Below are 16,718 nucleotides of genomic sequence, written 5' to 3'. Positions count from 1 at the left end.
CTCAGTGCGAGGTGGCGAGCCGCTGGCGCATCGCGTGCTGGACCAGCGTGATGAGCGCGTTCTTCGTCGACTCCCGGTCGCGAGCGTCGACGGTGATCATCGGGACGGAGTCGGCGATGGTCAGGGCCTCGCGCACGTCCTCCATGCGGTGGTGCGTGACCCCGTCGAAGGTGTTGACCGCGACGATGTAGGGCAGTCCCCGGTCGTCGAAGAAGTCGATCGAGGCGAACGCGTCCGCCAGCCGCCGCGTGTCGACCAGCACGACGGCGCCGATCGCACCCCGCACCAGGTCGTCCCACATGAACCAGAACCGGTGCTGGCCGGGCGTGCCGAACAGGTACAGGATCAGGTCCGAGTCGAGCGAGACGCGGCCGAAGTCCATCGCGACGGTCGTGGTGACCTTGCCGGGCGTGGCCGTCAGGTCGTCGACGCCGACGCTCGCTTCGGTCATGACCGCTTCGGTCATGACCGCTTCGGTCGTCAACGGGACGATCTCGGAGACCGACCCGACGAACGTCGTCTTCCCGACGCCGAAACCACCGGCGACCACGATCTTCGTCGAGGTCTTCTGGTTGCTCGGTTGCTGCGACCGGGGATCAGAGCCTGCGAAGCCCACTGAGCACCCTCTCCAAGAACTCCATGGACGGCCGATCACCGACGACCATGCCACTGTCGTGAATCAGAACCAGCCCGGTGTCGGCCATGTCGCCGATCAGCACCCGCACCACGCCGAGCGGCAGCCGCAGGTGAGCGGCGACCTCGGCGACCGAACGGGCCTCCAGGCACAGTTCGGAGATCGAGCGGTGCTCGGGCCGGGATTGGGTCGCCTGGTTGCGACCGCGTTCGCTGGTGCTTACCAACGTCTCGATAGCAAGATCATAATCGGTGCGTGTGCGCCCCCGAGTGCGGGCGTACGGCCGAACGAGTGAACCGCCGCTGTCCTCGGCCTCCCCGTCGTCCATCGGCGGGATCGCCGGCATCGAGCCGGAGATCGACGGCATGGACTGCGAGATCGGGGACATCGACTGCGAGATGGACGGCATCGACACCGAGGGCGGACCACCGTCCGAGCGCGGACGCGGCGTCGGAGCACCGCGGTCCTGGGACCCCCAGTTCTCCTGCGACGCGCGGGAGTCCTGACCCCACGCGTTCTGCTGCTGGGCGCCTTGCGCGCCCGAGGGAGCGTCGCCGTATCCGCCCGACCCGAAGAGGTCGGCACCCGGGCCGCCGAACAGCGCGCGGTCGTACCCGCCGACGGAGTCGCCCTCCTGCCCGGACCGGGTGTCGTCGACGAAGTCGTCCTGCCAGGACTCCGCGCTCAGCCGCTTGTTGTAGAGGCGGAACAGGTCACCGTCCCAGCTGGGCTCGGAACCGGCGTTCATGGTCAGCTCCCCTCAGCTCTCCCCGGCCGGAATCACCGGCGCCCCATTCCCTGCAGCTGCGCGCGCAGTTCCGGCGTGAGCTGACGACCGACCCGCTCCACGAGCAGGGTCATCTCGTAGGCGACCAGGCCGATGTCGGCGTTGGGCGCGGCGAGGACGGCCAGGCACGAGCCGTCGCTGATCGACATCAGGAACAGGTAGCCCTGCTCCATCTCGACGACGGTCTGGGTCACCTCACCGGCTTCGAAGCAGCGCGCTGCACCTTGGGTGAGGCTGACCAGACCGGACGCCACGGCGGAAAGCTGCTCGGCGCGGTCTCGCGGCAAGCCCTGGGAACCGGCCAGCAGCAGACCGTCCGCGGACACGACCACCGAGTGCGCCACGCCGGGTACCCGACGCACGAAGTCGGTGATCAGCCAACTGAAGCTGTTGCTGCTCATCGGTTGCTGCACGGACCCGTTCACTCCTGCTCCTCGGGACGGCTCGGATTCGAGCGGGGAAGTTCGGTGGAAGCCGGTTCGGACTTGGCGTGCCTGCCCCGGTGGACACCCTGCTGGAAGTTCGCCATCCGACCGCGCACGGCATCAGCCGAGCGCGGGGCGGCGGGCTTGCGGCGGGGCGTCTGCGGGGAGCGAGGTGCTGCCGAGCCGGGCACGAGGTTGGTCTTCGGGACCCGCTTGGGAAGTCCGGCCGCGGTGGTCTCCTGGACCTCGGGGGTCTGCAGGAGCGCCTCGGCGGCTTTCCAACCGACGTCCGCTTGACCCCAGCCCGGGTCGGGCGTGGTGGTGCGCGGAACTTCGTCGACGACCGGTTCCTGCGCCGAGGTCGACTCGGCGCCGTCCGGTTCGGCGGGCTTGGGGGCAGCGGCGGGGCTGGAGTCCTCGACGTCGGACTCGCGGAACCACTGCGAGAGCACGGCTTCGTAGATCGGCAGGCGTTGGGTAGGCGCATCGTCCACGTCCCAGGACTCCCTCGGCTCGTCGTCGGCGTAAGCCGTCGACCCGCCGTCGAAGCCCGGGTGTTCCGGACCGGAGGTCTCCCGCAGCGATGCGTTCTCGGACTCCCAGGACTCCGACGCCGACTCGGACCGGCTTCCGTTCCCTGGGGCGCCCTCGAAGCTGCCGCCGAAGGCCGTGCCGATCCCACCGCCGTTGAGGCCGTTGCCGTTCAAGGAGCCGCTGTCGGGCTCGTTCCCGTTCAAGCCTCCGCTGAAGCCGTTCGGGCTGGTCTCGGAGCCGAACGGCTGGGACGGGGCGAAGTGGGACTTCTCCGCCTCGAACGGGCTGTGGAACAGGTCGGTCGAGGAGGTCTCCGACGGCGCACCGCACTGCCCGTCGAAGCCCGGGTCGATGTCCGGCCAGGCTTCCGCCCCGACACCGTCGTCGTGGGGCGCCCGGGCGTCATCCTCCCATTGGGGGACGCTCGTAGCACCGAACGCATCGCCGGAGGACATCGTCACGGAGTACTGCGCGGGCAGGTTCGAGTCGTCGCCCCCCGGACCACCGGAGGCGTCCTGGCCCGGGAACGGTGCGGCACCTGGCAGGGAAGCGTCCGAGTCGGCCGCCGCCTGGTTCATCGTCGTGAACGAGGTCGCCTGCTCCGAACCGCTCAAGCTCGGCAGGTCCGCGCGGTGGGTGGGCGCGTCGAGGCTCGGCTGCTGACCGTTGGCGCCCGCCGGGGAGCGACCGCCGAAGGCGGCGGCCAGCCCCAGCTGGGTGCCGGTCTCGGTGAGCGAACCGCGCTCCTCGGGCTGCACCGTGCGCGGCATGTCGGGCATCGGCACCGGCCCGTCCGGGGTGAGCTGCACGACGAGCTCGCCGCTGAGGCGCACGGTGGCGGTGACGCCCCCCTCGAGACCTTCGTTGTTGTCGAGCTCGACCTGGATGTTGTGCCTGCGGGCCAGCTGACCGACCACGAACAGGCCCATGCGGCGGGAGACCGCGACGTCGATGTCCGGCGGCCGAACCAGCCGCTCGTTGATCTCGTCGAGCTCACCGGCGTCGATGCCCACGCCGCGGTCGCGGATCTCGATGACCAGCTGCTGGCGGCGGTAGGCGGTGCGGACGGTGACCTCGGTGTCCGGGTTGGAGAACACCGTGGCGTTCTCCAGCAGCTCGGCGACGAGGTGCACGAAGTCGTTGACCACGCGGCCCTGCAAGGCCAGCTCCGGGGCGTCGACCACGGCGACCCGCGCGTACTGCTCGACCTCGGAGACCGCGGCGCCGAGGACCTCGTTGAGCGGGACCGGCCGCATCGTGCGCCGGGTGAGGTCGGTGCCGCCGAGGATCAGCAGGTTCTCGTTGTTCCGCCGCATGCGGGTGGCCAGGTGGTCCAGCTCGAAGAGGCTCGAGAGCTGGTCCGGGTCCTGCTCGTCCTGCTCCAGGCGGTCGATCAGCGCCAGCTGGCGCTGCACCAGCGTCTGCGACCGGCGGGCGAGGTTGACGAACAGGTCGTTGACGTTGTTGCGCAGCATGGCCTGCTCGACGGCCAGCCGCAGCGCCTGCTGGTGCACCGCGTCGAAGGTGCGGGCGACCTGGCCGATCTCCTCGTCGGTGTAGACCGGCACGGTCGGCACCGTGGTCTGCTGCGAGGCGCTCGGACTCTCGGTGACCCGGTTGATCGCGTCCGGCAGGCTCTGCTGCGCGATCTCCAGCGCGCTGTAGCGCAGCGTGCGCAGCGGCCGCAGCATCGAGCGGGCGATGAAGGTCGCCACGCCGAAGGCCACGATCAGCAGCAGCGCCACCAGCGCGGAGTCGCGGATCAGCGTCCAGGTGGCCGAGTCGGACAGCGCGGTGGCGTCGGAGTGCAGGTCGTCGAGCACATCGGACTCGACCTCGCGGACGAGGTCGGTGCGCTGGCCGGACTGCTGGCCCCAGTCGGCGGGCGAGACGCCGAGGTTCTGGTCCTGCTGATCGTTCTCGTAGGCGATCAGGGCGCTCTGCTCCATCTGCTCGGTGCGGTCGATCGCCGCACCGGCCACGCGCTCGGCGAACAGGGAGCGCTGCTCCTGGGTGGCCGCGGACTCGAACTCGCCGTAGGCCGCTTCGTAGCGAGCATCGGCGGTGCGCATCTGCTCGGACTGACCGGTCAGGAACTGGTTCCTCAGCGAAGCGCTGAGCAGGATCGAACGCTGCCGCGCGAGCTGCTCCTTGGCCTGGCCGAGGGAGTCGGCCGCGCGAGCGGTCTGCGCGGTGGCGGTGTTGGCCGCAGAGTTGGCGACCTGGTTGTTGATGGACAGCAGCGTGTCGATCACCGAGTTGTAGGCGATCATCGTCTGCGGGCTGGTGAAGCCGCTGCCGACGGTGCCGCGCAGCGCGGGGAGGCTGCTGAGCCGGTGCTCGGCGCTCTGGTAGGCGAAGCGGACCTCGGGGTTGAACCCGTCGAGCTGCGACTCGAAGGCCCGCACCTGCTGAGCCGCGGTGTCGACGCGCTTCGCCTGCGCCTCGTAGTCGCTTCCCGCGCTCCCGCCGTTGGCTGTGGTCAGGACGATCGCGAAGTCCCGCTCGCGCTGCAGCTCGTGCGTGAGGTTGGAGGCCTGCTGCGCCAGTTCGACCTGCTCGACGATGGTTTGCATCTGGGACTGGGTGTTCAGGCCTTCGTAGATGCGGACCCCGCCGACACCCAGCGCGGCGAGGGTCGGCACGAGCAGGACGGCGGCCATCTTGTACCGGAGGCGCCAGTTGCGCAGCCACCACTTCTTGGTCCGGGTAGCAGCCGGATCGGCTGCACCGGCTGCGGTAGCGGGGTCGTTGTTGAGCATCCCTGTTTCCTGCGCTGCGGCGGACATGTGCGGAACCGCCACGGCTAGCTGCCCTGCCTGGCCGTGGCGGTGGAGATCATCGTGCCGGGAGTGTGCCCGCGAACCGACGCAGTCGCATCGGGTACCCACGAGCGGGTCCACGTCACCTCGCTGATCGAGTTTCCGCAGACCCAGACTCTGTCAGCCGGGCTTGCCATCACACTCCCTGGTCACAACGTGCATTCCCCCGAAGCAGAGGCCAGTCACCTCGACGGGCGAGACTATACTTAACCCGGCGTCACAAGTCAGGCCCCCGATACGGGCGTCCGTCACTCTTCAGAGTGCTTTGGACAACAGCTGGGCCAAACGTGTGACCCATGCTTAGTTACGCCCAGTTGTAAGCAGATAGTTCAAACCTCTACAGTCCTTTGTGCACCCCACCTGTCACGGCACTCGAGTATGACGACCGGCCCGCTCCGGCGCCTCAGTCGAAGGTCGTGGCCAAGTCCACAGTGCACAGCGGCACCTGCGGGATCCTGTGCGGGGTTGTCCGCGCCGAGCCAGCGGAGTGCACGCCGCCCGGCGCGCCATGTCGTGCGTTCGCAAGGAGGACTCGATGACCCTGGCCAGCCGCGCTATGTCGCGCAGAGGGCTGCTCAAACTCGCAGGTGGCACGGCGACCGCGGGGGCGCTGATGGGGGCCAGCGGTTGCGGACTGCTCGGCGGCTCGCAATCGGCGGGTGGCGGCGACGGCCAGGTCGAGAAGGCGAAGCTCAAGGTCGGAGCCATGCCGGTGACCGACCTCGCACCGCTGCACCTGGCCGTGCGCAACGGCATCTTCAAGGAAGAGGGCCTCGAGGTCGAGATCGTCACGACCTCGGACGGCAGCGCGGCCCTGACCAGCACCATCGGTGGCGACTACGACATCACCTACGCCAGCTACGTGCCCTTCTTCGCAGCTCAGGCCAGGGGCGTGGCCGACCTGAAGATCGTGGCCGACTGCGGCGCGGGTGCGCCGAACACCACCACGATCATGACCTCGCCGAGCTCGAAGGTCCGCACCCCGCAGGACCTGGCGGGCAAGACCATCGCCATCTCCGGCCCGCGCACGATCTCGGAGCTGCTGGTCAAAGCCACCATGCGGGCCTACGGCGTGGACTTCTCCAAGTGCGAGTTCGCCGCGATCCCGTTCATCAACATGCCGGCTGCGCTGCAGCAGGGCCGGGTGGACGCGGCGATCCTGACCGAGCCGTTCCTCACCCAGGCGGCGCGCGCCAGCGGCGCGGTCCCAGTGGCCGACACCAACACCGGCCCGCTGGAGGACCTGCCGCTGACCGGCTACGGCGCGACCGCGAAGTTCACGCAGGAGAACCCCAAGACGGTGGCCGCGTTCCAGCGTGCGATGGACCGTGCCGTGGCCGAGGCGCAGGACCGCTCCAAGATCGAGCCGCTGCTGCCGGAGTTCGCCAAGATCGACGAGGAAACCGCCGCGATCATCTCGCTGCTCAAGTTCAACTCGCGCGCCGACGCCACCCGCCTGCAGCGGGTCCCGCGCCTGATGAAGGACTTCGGCTTCCTGGACAAGGAAGTCGACGTCGCCAAGATGATCGTGCCGCCGTCGCCGGCCTGATCTCAGCCGCAGGACTGAGGGCCGGGCCTTCCCCGGGATGAGCCCGGCGCCGTTCCCCTCCGACGCAGAGCTGATCCGAACCTGGCGCACGCAGCGCGGAGCTGTCCGGAAACCGCCACGGAGACCACCGCGAGCCGCAGACACCTCGACCCCGTCGAGAGGTCTGCGGCTTTCGTCGTCATAGGCCGTGAACGTGCCGGTTCTCACCAGAACCTCACTCGTTCGCGATGTGGGAGACACGCTTCGTGTTCTTTGCTTCCGCGAATGGGTGGCCAGTGACACACAGAGGGTTGACAGGTCACAACGAGCGCATCACGGCCCGTTGTCGCCCCCTGATCGGATATCTAGAGTTCTCCAGGCACCGATGCAGCCGGTGATCCGGAGGCCACAGGGCGTGCAGGGCGGTCGCCACCACCACCTCGGAGCCCCCAGCGCACGAACCCCCACCCTCCCGGCCGCAGCCGCCTCGGTACGCGCAAGTCGCTCCATCCGCAGGCCCCACGGGCCGCACCCCGCCATGCCAGGAGGAAACGAAATGCGTCGCACGAACAGTCCGTTGACCCGCCGGGACCTGATCACACTCGCCGGAGGCGTCGCCACCGCGGGAGCGCTGATGGGGGCCAGCGGTTGCGGGCTGCTCGGCGGAGCGGAGCAGCAGCAGTCGGGCAACGGCAAGGTGGAGAAGGCCAAGCTGCGCGTCGGCGCGCTGCCCACCGCGGAACTCGCCCCGCTGTACCTGGCCGTGGAGGCCGGCCACTTCCAGCGCGAGGGCCTCGAGGTCGAGATCGTCACCGCCTCCGACGGCGGCGCCGCGCTCAACAGCACCATCGGCGGCGACTACGACATCACGTTCTCCAGCTACGTGCCGATCTTCGCGGCCCAGGCCAAGGGCGTGGCCAACCTCAAGATCGTCGCCGACTGCATGTCCGCGGTGCCCAACAGCTGTCTGATCATGTCCTCGCCGGACTCCGGGGTGCGCACCCCGGAGGACCTGGCCGGCAAGCGGATCGCGATCTCCGGTCCGGGCACCATCTCGGAGCTGATGGTCAAGGCCGCGATGAAGGCCAACAAGGTGCCCTACGAGAGGGCGCAGATGGTGCCGCTGGGCTTCATCAACATGCCGAACGCGCTCAAGTCCGGTCAGGTCGACGCCGCTTTCGTGGTGGAGCCGTTCCTGACGCTCGCCGCGCGCGACGCCGGGGCCGTGCCGGTGCTCGACACCGCGACCGGCCCGCTGGAGGACCTGCCGCTGGGCGGCTACGTCTCCAACGCCCAGTTCGCCGAGGACAACCCGAAGACGGTCGCGGCGTTCCAGCGCGCGATGACCTCCGCGGTCGCCGAGTCGCAGGATCGCGCCAAGATCGAGCCGCTGCTGCCCAAGTTCGCCAAGATCGACCGGGAAACTGCGTCCATCATCACACTGCTGAAGCTGAACGCCCAGGCAGACGCCACCCGCTTGCAGCGCATCCCGCGGTTGATGCTGGAATTCGGTTACATCACCAAGGACGTCGACGTGGCGAGCATGATCGTCCAACCGCCGCAGAGCTGATCGGGACATGACCAGAACACTCCGGGGTCTGCTCGGCCTGCTGGGCTTCCTGCTGTTGTGGGAAGCCTTCAGCAGGTCCGGGCTCGTCGACCCCCAGTACTTCCCACCGCCCACGGTGGTCCTGACCAAGTTCGTCGAACTGCTCGGCGACCCCTCCTTCCTGCTCGACCTCATCGCGAGCGTGCTGGCCTGGGCCATCGCCCTGGGCATCTCGATCGCCGTGGCCGTGCCGCTGGGGCTCCTGCTGGGCAGCGTGCGCGGCATCCGGATCGCCACCCGCGCGATCATCGAGTTCCTCCGGCCGATCCCCTCGGTGGCGCTGATCCCGCTGGCCATCGTGCTGGTCGGCTCCGGCCCGGAAACCAAGATCACGCTCGCGGTGTACGCGGCGGTGTGGCCGATCCTGTTCAACACGATCTACGCGTTGGACGAGGTCGACCCGGTGATGGTGGACACCGCGCGGTCCTTCGGCTTCGGCCGGGCCCGCACCATGTTCACCGTGCTGCTGCCCAACGCCGCGCCGTTCGTGCTCACCGGCATCCGGATGTCCGCCTCGGTGGCGCTGATCCTCGTCGTCAGCACCGAGTTCCTGGCGGGCGGCGGTTCCGGGCTGGGCAGCTTCGTGCTCGACGCTTCGACCGGTGCCGGCCGGATGGACCTGGTGCTGGCCGGGACGATCGTCGCGGGCATCGTCGGCTACCTCATCAACGAGGCGCTGGAAGCGGTGCACAAGCGCGGCCTGGCGTGGAGCACGGTCGATCGGGAGGCAGTGTGACGGGCCACCTCATCCCCGGTTCTCCTGGAGCCCCGGGAATCGACATCGTGAACCCACTGGGACCTGAGTTGCGGGGTGCGCTGTGAACAAGACGCGCAGTTTTCTCCACCAGTGGTTCGTGTTCATCGCGGTCGTGCTGCTGTGGGAACTGGTGACCCAGCTCGCGCAGCACCCCTTCTTCCCCGCGCCGAGCCAGATCCTGGCCACCGCCGGGCAGAAGTGGTTCTCCGGACCGCCGGAGGCGCTGTTCCTGACTTCCGAGGCCACCGGCGACATGCTCGGCAGCCTCGGCCGGGTCGCGCTGGGGTGGCTGCTGGCCGCGGCCCTCGGTGTGGCGCTGGGAACGCTGCTCGGCCGCTCCCGCAACCTGCTGGACTACGTGGGGCCGCTGATGGCGTTCATGCGCGCCATCCCGTCCCCGGTGCTGGTGCCGGTGTTCATCGTGCTGCTGGGCATCGGCTCGTCGATGCAGATCAGCGTCATCGTGTTCAGCGTCGTGTGGCCGATCCTGCTCAACACCGTCGACGGCGTCCGCTCGGTGGACCAGGTCAAGATCGACACCGCTCGCTCGTTCCGGATCCCGCGCGCGCAGTGGATCGCCGGCGTGGTGCTGCCCGCGGCGACGCCGAAGATCTTCGCCGGCCTGCGGGTCAGCCTGTCGTTGTCGCTGGTGCTGATGGTCGTCTCGGAACTGGTGGGGTCCACCAGCGGCATCGGCTACCGGCTGATGTTCGACCAGCGCCAGTTCGACTTCCCGGCGATGTGGGCGGGAATCGTCCTGCTGGGCGTCCTCGGATACGTACTGAACACCCTGCTCCTCGTGGTGGAACGCCGTGCGCTGCGGTGGCAGCCCTCGCAGGCGTCGGCGGACCAAGTTGTCGGAGGCTGACCAATGACCCGAACGAACACGATGCTGGACGTCTCCGGACTCGGTCACCGCTACGGCGGGGCGAACGGGCACCAGGCCATCTCTGACCTCACCTTCGAGGTCCGCACCGGTGAGCTCGCGTGCATCGTCGGTCCCTCCGGCTGCGGCAAGTCGACCATGCTCCGGGGCATCTCCGGCCTGATCAAGCCGACCAGCGGTGACGTGAAGCTGCACGGCGAGCCGGTCGACGGCGTGCCCAGCGACCTGGCCGTGGTGTTCCAGGACTACAGCCGCTCGCTGTTCCCGTGGAAGTCGGTCCGCGCCAACGTCGAGTTCCCGCTGCAAGCACGCGGCATCGGCCGCACCGAGCGCCGGGAGCGCGCCGACGAGGTGCTGGAGTGGGTCGGCCTGGCAGCCGCGGCGAAGAAGTACCCGTGGCAGCTCTCCGGCGGCATGCAGCAGCGGGTCTCGATCGCCCGAGCGCTGGCCTGCCGCCCAGCGCTGCTGCTGATGGACGAGCCGTTCGCCTCGGTCGACGCCCAGACCCGCTTCGAGCTCGAAGACCTGCTGCTGCGGGTGCGCAAGCAGTTCGAGAGCACGGTCCTGCTGGTCACCCACGACATCGACGAGAGCATCTACCTCGCCGACCGGGTCTTCGTGCTGTCGAAGTCCCCGGCGACGATCGTCAAGGACCTGGAGATCCCGCTGGGCCGCGACCGCGACCAGATCACCACCCGCGAGTCGAAGACGTTCGTGCACCTGCGCAGCGAGGTGGCCCGCCTCCTCGACGTCAAGAGCGCGAACCCCGCTCCCGCCTCAGCAGCGGAAACCACCCAGATCCTCTGATCTGACACCACGAAGGAGGGCGGCCCCGGAAAACCTCCGGAGCCGCCCTCCTTCGTGTTCACGCACCCATGCAGCCCCCGCCACCCGCCGCGCCAAGCAAGGTGCGTCGAGAACCCGTGTCCAGCGCCAACGGCGAAGCCGCGAGCTGGGAGCACCAGCATCGCAGCCGGAACCGCCGCGGGTTCGCAGACGACGTCTGGCGAGAACGCCGCGACGTGCATCGGCACACAGCAGGAGCCGCGCCCGGAGCCAGGCGGCTGAGGTTCCGCCACCCGCACCGCCCAGCAGGAAGGATCAGTACAAGAACCTCTGCCCAGGGTCGACCTTGACGTGGAGGAGACTGGGTCCCTGCTTCCCGGCGAACTCCTCCGGCAGGGCCTCGGAGAGCTCCTCCGGGGTCTGGATGAGCTTGGCCGGGCAGCCGAGGCTGGACGCCAGCGCCACGAAGTCGATGCCGCCGAGGTCCACGCCGGGCAGCTTGCTGCCGCCGGCGGCCTCGCCGAGCACCGCCACCGCCGCGTAGCGCGAGTTGTCCATGATCACGAAGGTGACCGGGGTCTGCTCGCGCACCGCCGTCCACAGCGACTGGATCCCGTACATGCTGGACCCGTCACCGAGCAGCGCCACCGTGCGCCGCGTCGGGTCGGCCATGCCGACCCCGACCGCGGCACCGACGCCGTAGCCCAGCGCGCCGGAGAAGCCGGTGAAGAACCCGCCGTCGGTGGAGCGGACGGGGAAGAACTCGTGCAGGTCGTTGCGGTGGCTCGGCGCCTCCTCGACGACCGCGGCGTCCGCGGGGAGCTGATCGACGATGGTGTCGAAGACGTAGGAGGCGGTCATCGGCGTGCTCGCGGCGGGCTTCTCCGGCCGCACCATCGTCGTCGGAGCCTGCCGCTCCACGTCCTCCAGCTGCGCGTTGACCTGGGGAACCGCGTGCGCCATCGTGCTCATCACGCCGCGCCCGGAACGGGCCCGCGCCAGCACGTCGGGGTCGTCGTTGACCAGGAACAACTCCGGCAGCGAGGCTTCCGCCTCACCCCGGTAGACGTGGAAGGTGAACGCCGGGGCGCCCCACACCACGACCAGGTCGTAGCCGGAGAGCTCCTGGCTGAGCAGCCGCTGCTCGGGCTGCAGGAACCCGGCGAAGCACGGGTGGTCCTCCGGGAAGGAGCAGCGCGGCGACATCGGCGGCGCGTACACGGCCGCCTTGGTCTTCTCCGCGAGCCGCACCATCTCGTCCACGACGCCGTCGGCGTCGACCGCCGGGCCGGCGACGAACGCCGGACGTGCACAGCCGCGCAGCGCTTCGGCGAGATCAGCGACCGCTTCCGGGTCGGGCGCGAAGCCCGGGGTGCGCGGGCGCGCGGGGACCTCGACGCCGGGCTCGTCCCAGTCGTCAGCCGGGATGGACACGAACACCGGACCGTACGGCGGGGTCGTCGCCATCTGGTAGGCGCGCACCAGCGCGGCCGGGACGTCCGCGGCGCGGGCCGGCTCGTAGCTCCACTTCACGTACGGCTTCGGGAAGTTCGCCGCCTCGGTGGCGCCGAGGAACGGCTCGCCGAACATCAAGCTGCGGGTCTGCTGACCAGCGGTGATGATCATCGGCGTGCGGTTGCGGTAGGCGGTGAACACCGCGCCCAGCGCGTGCCCGACCCCACCGGCCGAGTGCAGGTTGACCAGCACCGGCTGGCGGCGGGACTGCGCGTAGCCGTCGGCCATCGCGACCACCACGGACTCCTGCAGCCCGAGGACGTAGTGGAAGTCGTCGGGCCACCCCGTCAGGAACGGGACCTCGGTGGTGCCCGGGTTGCCGAACACCGTGGTCAGCCCGAGCTCACGCATCAGGCCCCGGGTGATGTCACGGACGGTGCGCTCGTCGCTAGCCATGTCGTAGTGCCTCCTCGCCGCCATGTCGGGTCCCATCACAGCAGACCGACTTCGTTAGCGGTAGTAATGATCAGGTGCCCTGGACGTCCCCGAAGCAGACGGTCTTGCGGCTGAAGACGTAGTAGCCCTCGTTCTCCTCGCAGGCCGCTCCCGGGTCCTGGCCGCCGACGACCCTGCTGACCTGGTCCTCCGACTTCGCGCACTCGATCTTCAGCGGCAGCACCGATTCGTCCTGCTGGAAGGGCGTCAGGCAGTCGCCCGCCTGGACGTCGAGCACGATGCAGTAGGTGGTGCCGTCGGCGTAGTTGACGTAGTCGTCGCCGCAGCCGGCGAGGTTGCGGCCCTCCTGGACGTCGACGACCTCGTAGTCGGACTCGGGCGTACCGCAGTCGGCGGCGGCCATCGGGCCGCCGCGCTCGTCGCGCAACGACATGCAGCCGCCCGCCTCGATCCGGTTGCTCGCGATCACGGCCAGCGAGATCGCGACGATGCCACCGACCAGCACCAGCGCGGCGCCCAGGGTGATGCCGATGATCAGGCCGGTGCGCTTCTTCTGCGGCGGGGGTGGCGGTGGCTGGTTGCTCGCGACCTGGCGCCAGAACGCGTCCGAACCCTGCTGCGGGTACTGGTAGTCCTGGGGACCGTGCACGCCACCGGTGCCCCAGCCTCCCGGGTACGGGCCGGACTGCGCACCGTGGGGATCCGGTCGCGGTGGGTAGGTCACTGGTCCTCCGTGGTCGAGTTCGCCTTGAGCAATCTACCCAGAGCGGGAAAACACCTGGTTAGGCGGCATCGCGGCGGAGGACGAACAGGAACGGCGCGTCGAGCCCCCGCAAGTCCATCGCGCACAGCAGGGTGTGGTCGTCGACCTTGCGGAACGGGTCGTAGATCGGCAGCGCGTCGTAGACCATCGCCGCCGAGGACACGCCCCGGTACTCGACCACCCGCAGTCGCGCGCGTGGCTTGTTCGTGGTCACCACGGGCACCAGCCGCCGGAACAGGGCCGCCACCACCGGGCTCTTCACCTTGTCGGCGACGCTGAGCAGGGTGCCGACCGGCATGAACGCCGGGTTGACGCTCACCACCCGGCCGCCGCTGGTCGAGAACAGCAGCGGGTGCGCGTCCTCCGGGCCGCCGAACCGCTTGCCGTACCAGCCGAAGCGCTCCAGCAGTCCGTCCAACGGGTTCCCGGTGTGGATGCCGTTCCCCCGCCAGGTCCCCACCAGCTCCTCGACCCGCACGGCGGGCAGCGAGTCGAAGAGTGCGAGCACTGCTTCAGGGGAAGCCCCGGCCTCCAACAGCCGCAGCCTCTCGCCTGCGTCCTGCGCGGTCATCGAACCTCCCCACACCCGACGAGATCACCAGCGAAAACGCTCCCACCGGACCCGCACCACCACAATCCCCCAAGCGCCCCACTCCGCACGGCGTCGTCACTCGTCAGCGCCTCGCGCGACCTGGTGATCGGTGGGCACGCGGGCGATGTGGGTCACTTCGGGCGCTTCCACGGCCCGCACCCGGCCGGGGCGGTTCCGGCTGGGTGGAATACTGGGCCGGGAGTCCGGCTGGTGACCACGAATCGTGCCGATCACCTGCGCAAACGCCGCCCGAACCCCGAGGGAGCGCTCACCTTGACCGACGGACCTCTCATCGTCCAGTCCGACAAGACGTTGCTGCTCGAGGTCGACCACGACCTCGCCGACGACGCGCGCACCGCCATCGCACCCTTCGCCGAGCTGGAGCGCGCGCCGGAGCACGTGCACACCTACCGGATCACGCCGCTGGCGCTGTGGAACGCCCGCGCCGCCGGGCACGACGCAGAGCAGGTGGTCGACGGGCTGGTCCGCTACTCCCGCTTCCCGGTGCCGCAGCCGCTGCTGGTCGACATCGTGGAGACGATGGGCCGGTTCGGCCGGCTGCAACTGGTCAACGACCCCGCGCACGGCCTCGTGCTCAACTCGGTGGACCGGGCAGTGCTGGAGGAGGTCCTGCGCAACAAGAAGATCGCCCCCATGCTGGGCGCCCGCATCGACGACGACACCGTCGTGGTGCACCCCAGCGAGCGCGGGCGGCTCAAGCAGGTGCTGCTGAAGGTCGGCTGGCCTGCTGAGGACCTCGCCGGCTACGTCGACGGCGAGGCCCACCCGATCGAGCTGGAGCAGGACGGCTGGAGCCTGCGCGACTACCAGCGCCAGGCCGTGCAGTCGTTCTGGGCCGGCGGTTCGGGCGTGGTCGTGCTGCCCTGCGGCGCGGGCAAGACCCTGGTCGGTGCGGCGGCCATGGCCGAGGCCGCGGCCACCACGTTGATCCTGGTCACCAACACCGTCGCGGGCCGGCAGTGGAAGCGGGAGCTGATCGAGCGGACCTCGCTGACCGAGGAGGAGATCGGCGAGTACTCCGGTGAGAAGAAGGAGATCCGGCCGGTCACCATCGCGACCTACCAGGTGATCACCCGCAAGTCCAAGGGCGAGTACAAGCACCTGGAGCTGTTCGACTCCCGCGACTGGGGTCTGGTCGTCTACGACGAGGTGCACCTGCTGCCCGCGCCGGTGTTCCGGATGACCGCCGACCTGCAGTCCCGCCGTCGCCTCGGGCTGACCGCCACGCTGGTCCGCGAGGACGGCCGGGAGGGCGACGTGTTCTCGCTGATCGGCCCGAAGCGCTACGACGCCCCGTGGAAGGACATCGAGTCGCAGGGCTGGATCGCCCCGGCCGAGTGCGTCGAGGTGCGGGTGACGCTCACCGACAACGAGCGCCTGCAGTACGCCACCTCCGAAGCCGAGGACCGCTACAAGCTCTGCGCGACCGCGCGCACCAAGGCTCCGGTGGTCAAGGCGATCCTCGACCAGCACCCGGACGAACCCGCCCTGGTCATCGGCGCCTACCTGGAGCAGCTGCACGAGCTCGGCGAGGCGTTGGACGCGCCGATCGTGGAGGGCTCGACGAAGAACAAGGAGCGCGAGGAGCTCTTCGACGCGTTCCGGCGGGGCGAGATCAACCGCCTCGTCGTGTCCAAAGTCGCCAACTTCTCGATCGACCTGCCGGAAGCCTCGGTAGCCGTGCAGGTTTCCGGTACTTTCGGGTCTCGGCAGGAGGAGGCGCAGCGGCTCGGCAGGCTGCTGCGGCCCAAGGCGGAACGCAAGCAGGCGCACTTCTACTCGGTGGTCTCGCGCGACACCTTGGACACCGACTACGCCGCACACCGTCAGCGGTTCCTCGCGGAGCAGGGGTACGCGTACCGGATCGTGGACGCCGACGACCTGCTTGGCCCGGCCCTGCCTGACGCTGGGTGAGGAGGAACTCCGGGTGATACCCGGACGGATGTCACTCAAAAGGGGTCCGCGTTCGGCTGCTCCACGGCTACCGTTGCGATGAACGAACGCAGCGTCCGGGCTGCAAGACACTGGAGATCGGATGGAAACCGAGCACGAACGGCCGGCGATGGGCGGTGCGCACCGCTTCGTCGGCCTCGCGGAGAACCTGGAACGCTACGCCGGCACGCCCACGGGCGCCGAGCCGCCCAACGTGCACGGCAGCAACCGCGGCTACGGTCTGGTGTTCTTCTACCTCGAGGAACTCCATCTGACGACGGTGATCAGCAGCGGCCTGCGGTTCCAGCCGCTGGGCGCGGAACCGGCCCAGGAGCTGGCCTGCACGGTCTACAAGGAGCAGGCCGAGGCGGCTCGCCACCTGGTGGACATGACCTCGGAACTGCTCGTGCAGCAGCGGACCTACCTGGTGCCCGACCAGATCATCCCGAACGAGCAGCCGCTGCTACCGGGCACGGAGTTCCACGGCGTCCTGGCCAGCGGTCACCCCATCTTCCCCTCGGAGTTCACCCGCTTCACCGACCCGGAGGGCAACGAGCAGCTCCAGGTCTACACCCTGCTCCCGGTGACCTTGGGCGAGCTCAACTACATCCTCGACCACGGCGTGACGTCGCTGCGCCAGCAGTGGGCCCGCTTCGAGGTCGACGTCTTCGACCTCGGCCGCCCCAGCATCGCCTGACGCACCCGGAACCCCCGCGGCACCGGTGACCGCA

The 16,718-nt window shown here is 69.4% G+C and carries 14 protein-coding genes; 7 read left to right on the top strand and 7 right to left on the bottom strand.

Annotation, left to right across the window (positions count from 1 at the left end; genetic code table 11):
* Position 1 precedes the first annotated feature (1 nt).
* The 4 genes from EIL87_RS11180 to EIL87_RS11165 are packed head-to-tail and all read right to left on the bottom strand — an operon-like array spanning position 2 to position 5,169.
* Positions 2–616 carry a GTP-binding protein gene (locus tag EIL87_RS11180; protein WP_125090163.1) on the bottom strand — a complete coding sequence of 205 codons (615 nt, stop codon included), beginning with the start codon at positions 614–616 and terminating at the stop codon, positions 2–4.
* Positions 597–1,382: a DUF742 domain-containing protein gene (locus EIL87_RS11175; protein WP_125090162.1), complete on the bottom strand. Its 786-nt coding sequence runs from the start codon at positions 1,380–1,382 to the stop codon at positions 597–599. Before EIL87_RS11175 ends, EIL87_RS11180 begins: the two co-directional genes overlap by 20 nt.
* 32 nt (positions 1,383–1,414) lie before the next feature.
* Positions 1,415–1,822 (bottom strand): roadblock/LC7 domain-containing protein, encoded by a 408-nt coding sequence (locus EIL87_RS11170; RefSeq protein WP_175548002.1) that lies wholly within the window; start codon positions 1,820–1,822, stop codon positions 1,415–1,417.
* A 20-nt stretch (positions 1,823–1,842) separates the two neighbouring features.
* Entirely contained in the window at positions 1,843–5,169 is a 3,327-nt protein-coding gene (locus tag EIL87_RS11165; protein ID WP_233576177.1) for a sensor histidine kinase, read from the bottom strand.
* A gap of 568 nt (positions 5,170–5,737) precedes the next feature.
* Here EIL87_RS11165 and EIL87_RS11160 point away from each other — a divergent pair.
* The 5 genes from EIL87_RS11160 (at position 5,738) to EIL87_RS11140 (ending at position 10,789) form a co-directional block, all read left to right on the top strand.
* Positions 5,738–6,751, top strand: a complete 1,014-nt coding sequence (locus tag EIL87_RS11160; RefSeq protein ID WP_125090161.1) for an ABC transporter substrate-binding protein — start codon at positions 5,738–5,740, stop codon at positions 6,749–6,751.
* A 535-nt stretch (positions 6,752–7,286) separates the two neighbouring features.
* Complete coding sequence (locus EIL87_RS11155; protein ID WP_125090160.1) at positions 7,287–8,300, top strand: ABC transporter substrate-binding protein; 1,014 nt, start codon at positions 7,287–7,289, stop codon at positions 8,298–8,300.
* Positions 8,301–8,307: 7 nt separating this feature from the next.
* Complete coding sequence (locus EIL87_RS11150) at positions 8,308–9,075, top strand: ABC transporter permease (RefSeq protein WP_125090159.1); 768 nt, start codon at positions 8,308–8,310, stop codon at positions 9,073–9,075.
* 82 nt (positions 9,076–9,157) lie between these two features.
* Positions 9,158–9,964 (top strand): ABC transporter permease, encoded by an 807-nt coding sequence (locus tag EIL87_RS11145; RefSeq protein ID WP_125090158.1) that lies wholly within the window; start codon positions 9,158–9,160, stop codon positions 9,962–9,964.
* Positions 9,965–9,967: 3 nt separating this feature from the next.
* The gene (locus EIL87_RS11140) at positions 9,968–10,789 is read left to right on the top strand and encodes an ABC transporter ATP-binding protein (protein WP_125090157.1); all 822 of its coding nucleotides are present in this window, start codon (positions 9,968–9,970) and stop codon (positions 10,787–10,789) included.
* 294 nt (positions 10,790–11,083) lie between these two features.
* On the opposite strand, the gene mdlC is transcribed toward EIL87_RS11140, so the two are convergent.
* From mdlC to EIL87_RS11125, 3 genes are all read right to left on the bottom strand, one after another.
* Positions 11,084–12,679, bottom strand: coding sequence for a benzoylformate decarboxylase (mdlC, locus tag EIL87_RS11135; protein ID WP_125090156.1), 1,596 nt, complete (start codon positions 12,677–12,679; stop codon positions 11,084–11,086).
* A 70-nt stretch (positions 12,680–12,749) separates the two neighbouring features.
* Positions 12,750–13,403 carry a hypothetical protein gene (locus tag EIL87_RS11130; protein WP_125090155.1) on the bottom strand — a complete coding sequence of 218 codons (654 nt, stop codon included), beginning with the start codon at positions 13,401–13,403 and terminating at the stop codon, positions 12,750–12,752.
* 58 nt (positions 13,404–13,461) lie between these two features.
* Positions 13,462–14,013, bottom strand: a complete 552-nt coding sequence (locus EIL87_RS11125) for a DUF4334 domain-containing protein (protein ID WP_125090154.1) — start codon at positions 14,011–14,013, stop codon at positions 13,462–13,464.
* A 294-nt stretch (positions 14,014–14,307) separates the two neighbouring features.
* Here EIL87_RS11125 and EIL87_RS11120 point away from each other — a divergent pair, with 294 nt between their 5' ends.
* Together EIL87_RS11120 and EIL87_RS11115 are read left to right on the top strand one after the other, a co-directional pair.
* Entirely contained in the window at positions 14,308–15,969 is a 1,662-nt protein-coding gene (locus EIL87_RS11120; RefSeq protein WP_125090153.1) for a DNA repair helicase XPB, read from the top strand.
* A 121-nt stretch (positions 15,970–16,090) separates the two neighbouring features.
* On the top strand, positions 16,091–16,684 hold the full coding sequence (locus EIL87_RS11115) for a suppressor of fused domain protein (RefSeq protein WP_125090152.1): 594 nt from the start codon (positions 16,091–16,093) through the stop codon (positions 16,682–16,684).
* The last annotated feature ends 34 nt before the right edge of the window (positions 16,685–16,718 follow it).

It is taken from the genome of Saccharopolyspora rhizosphaerae (genome assembly GCF_003931915.1).
In the GTDB taxonomy this organism is placed as follows: Bacteria; Actinomycetota; Actinomycetes; order Mycobacteriales; family Pseudonocardiaceae; genus Saccharopolyspora; species Saccharopolyspora rhizosphaerae.
This window is presented reverse-complemented; position numbering and strand designations above follow the sequence as displayed.

Excerpts from the sequence above, each read along its gene's own strand:
- EIL87_RS11175 (WP_125090162.1), bottom strand. The coding sequence starts at position 1,382 with ATGAACGCCGGTTCCGAGCCCAGCTGGGACGGTGACCTGTTCCGCCTC.
- EIL87_RS11170 (WP_175548002.1), bottom strand. The coding sequence starts at position 1,822 with ATGAGCAGCAACAGCTTCAGTTGGCTGATCACCGACTTCGTGCGTCGG.
- EIL87_RS11165 (WP_233576177.1), bottom strand. The coding sequence starts at position 5,169 with ATGTCCGCCGCAGCGCAGGAAACAGGGATGCTCAACAACGACCCCGCT.
- EIL87_RS11160 (WP_125090161.1), top strand. The coding sequence starts at position 5,738 with ATGACCCTGGCCAGCCGCGCTATGTCGCGCAGAGGGCTGCTCAAACTC.
- EIL87_RS11155 (WP_125090160.1), top strand. The coding sequence starts at position 7,287 with ATGCGTCGCACGAACAGTCCGTTGACCCGCCGGGACCTGATCACACTC.
- EIL87_RS11150 (WP_125090159.1), top strand. The coding sequence starts at position 8,308 with ATGACCAGAACACTCCGGGGTCTGCTCGGCCTGCTGGGCTTCCTGCTG.
- EIL87_RS11140 (WP_125090157.1), top strand. The coding sequence starts at position 9,968 with ATGACCCGAACGAACACGATGCTGGACGTCTCCGGACTCGGTCACCGC.
- mdlC (WP_125090156.1), bottom strand. The coding sequence starts at position 12,679 with ATGGCTAGCGACGAGCGCACCGTCCGTGACATCACCCGGGGCCTGATG.
- EIL87_RS11125 (WP_125090154.1), bottom strand. The coding sequence starts at position 14,013 with ATGACCGCGCAGGACGCAGGCGAGAGGCTGCGGCTGTTGGAGGCCGGG.
- EIL87_RS11115 (WP_125090152.1), top strand. The coding sequence starts at position 16,091 with ATGGAAACCGAGCACGAACGGCCGGCGATGGGCGGTGCGCACCGCTTC.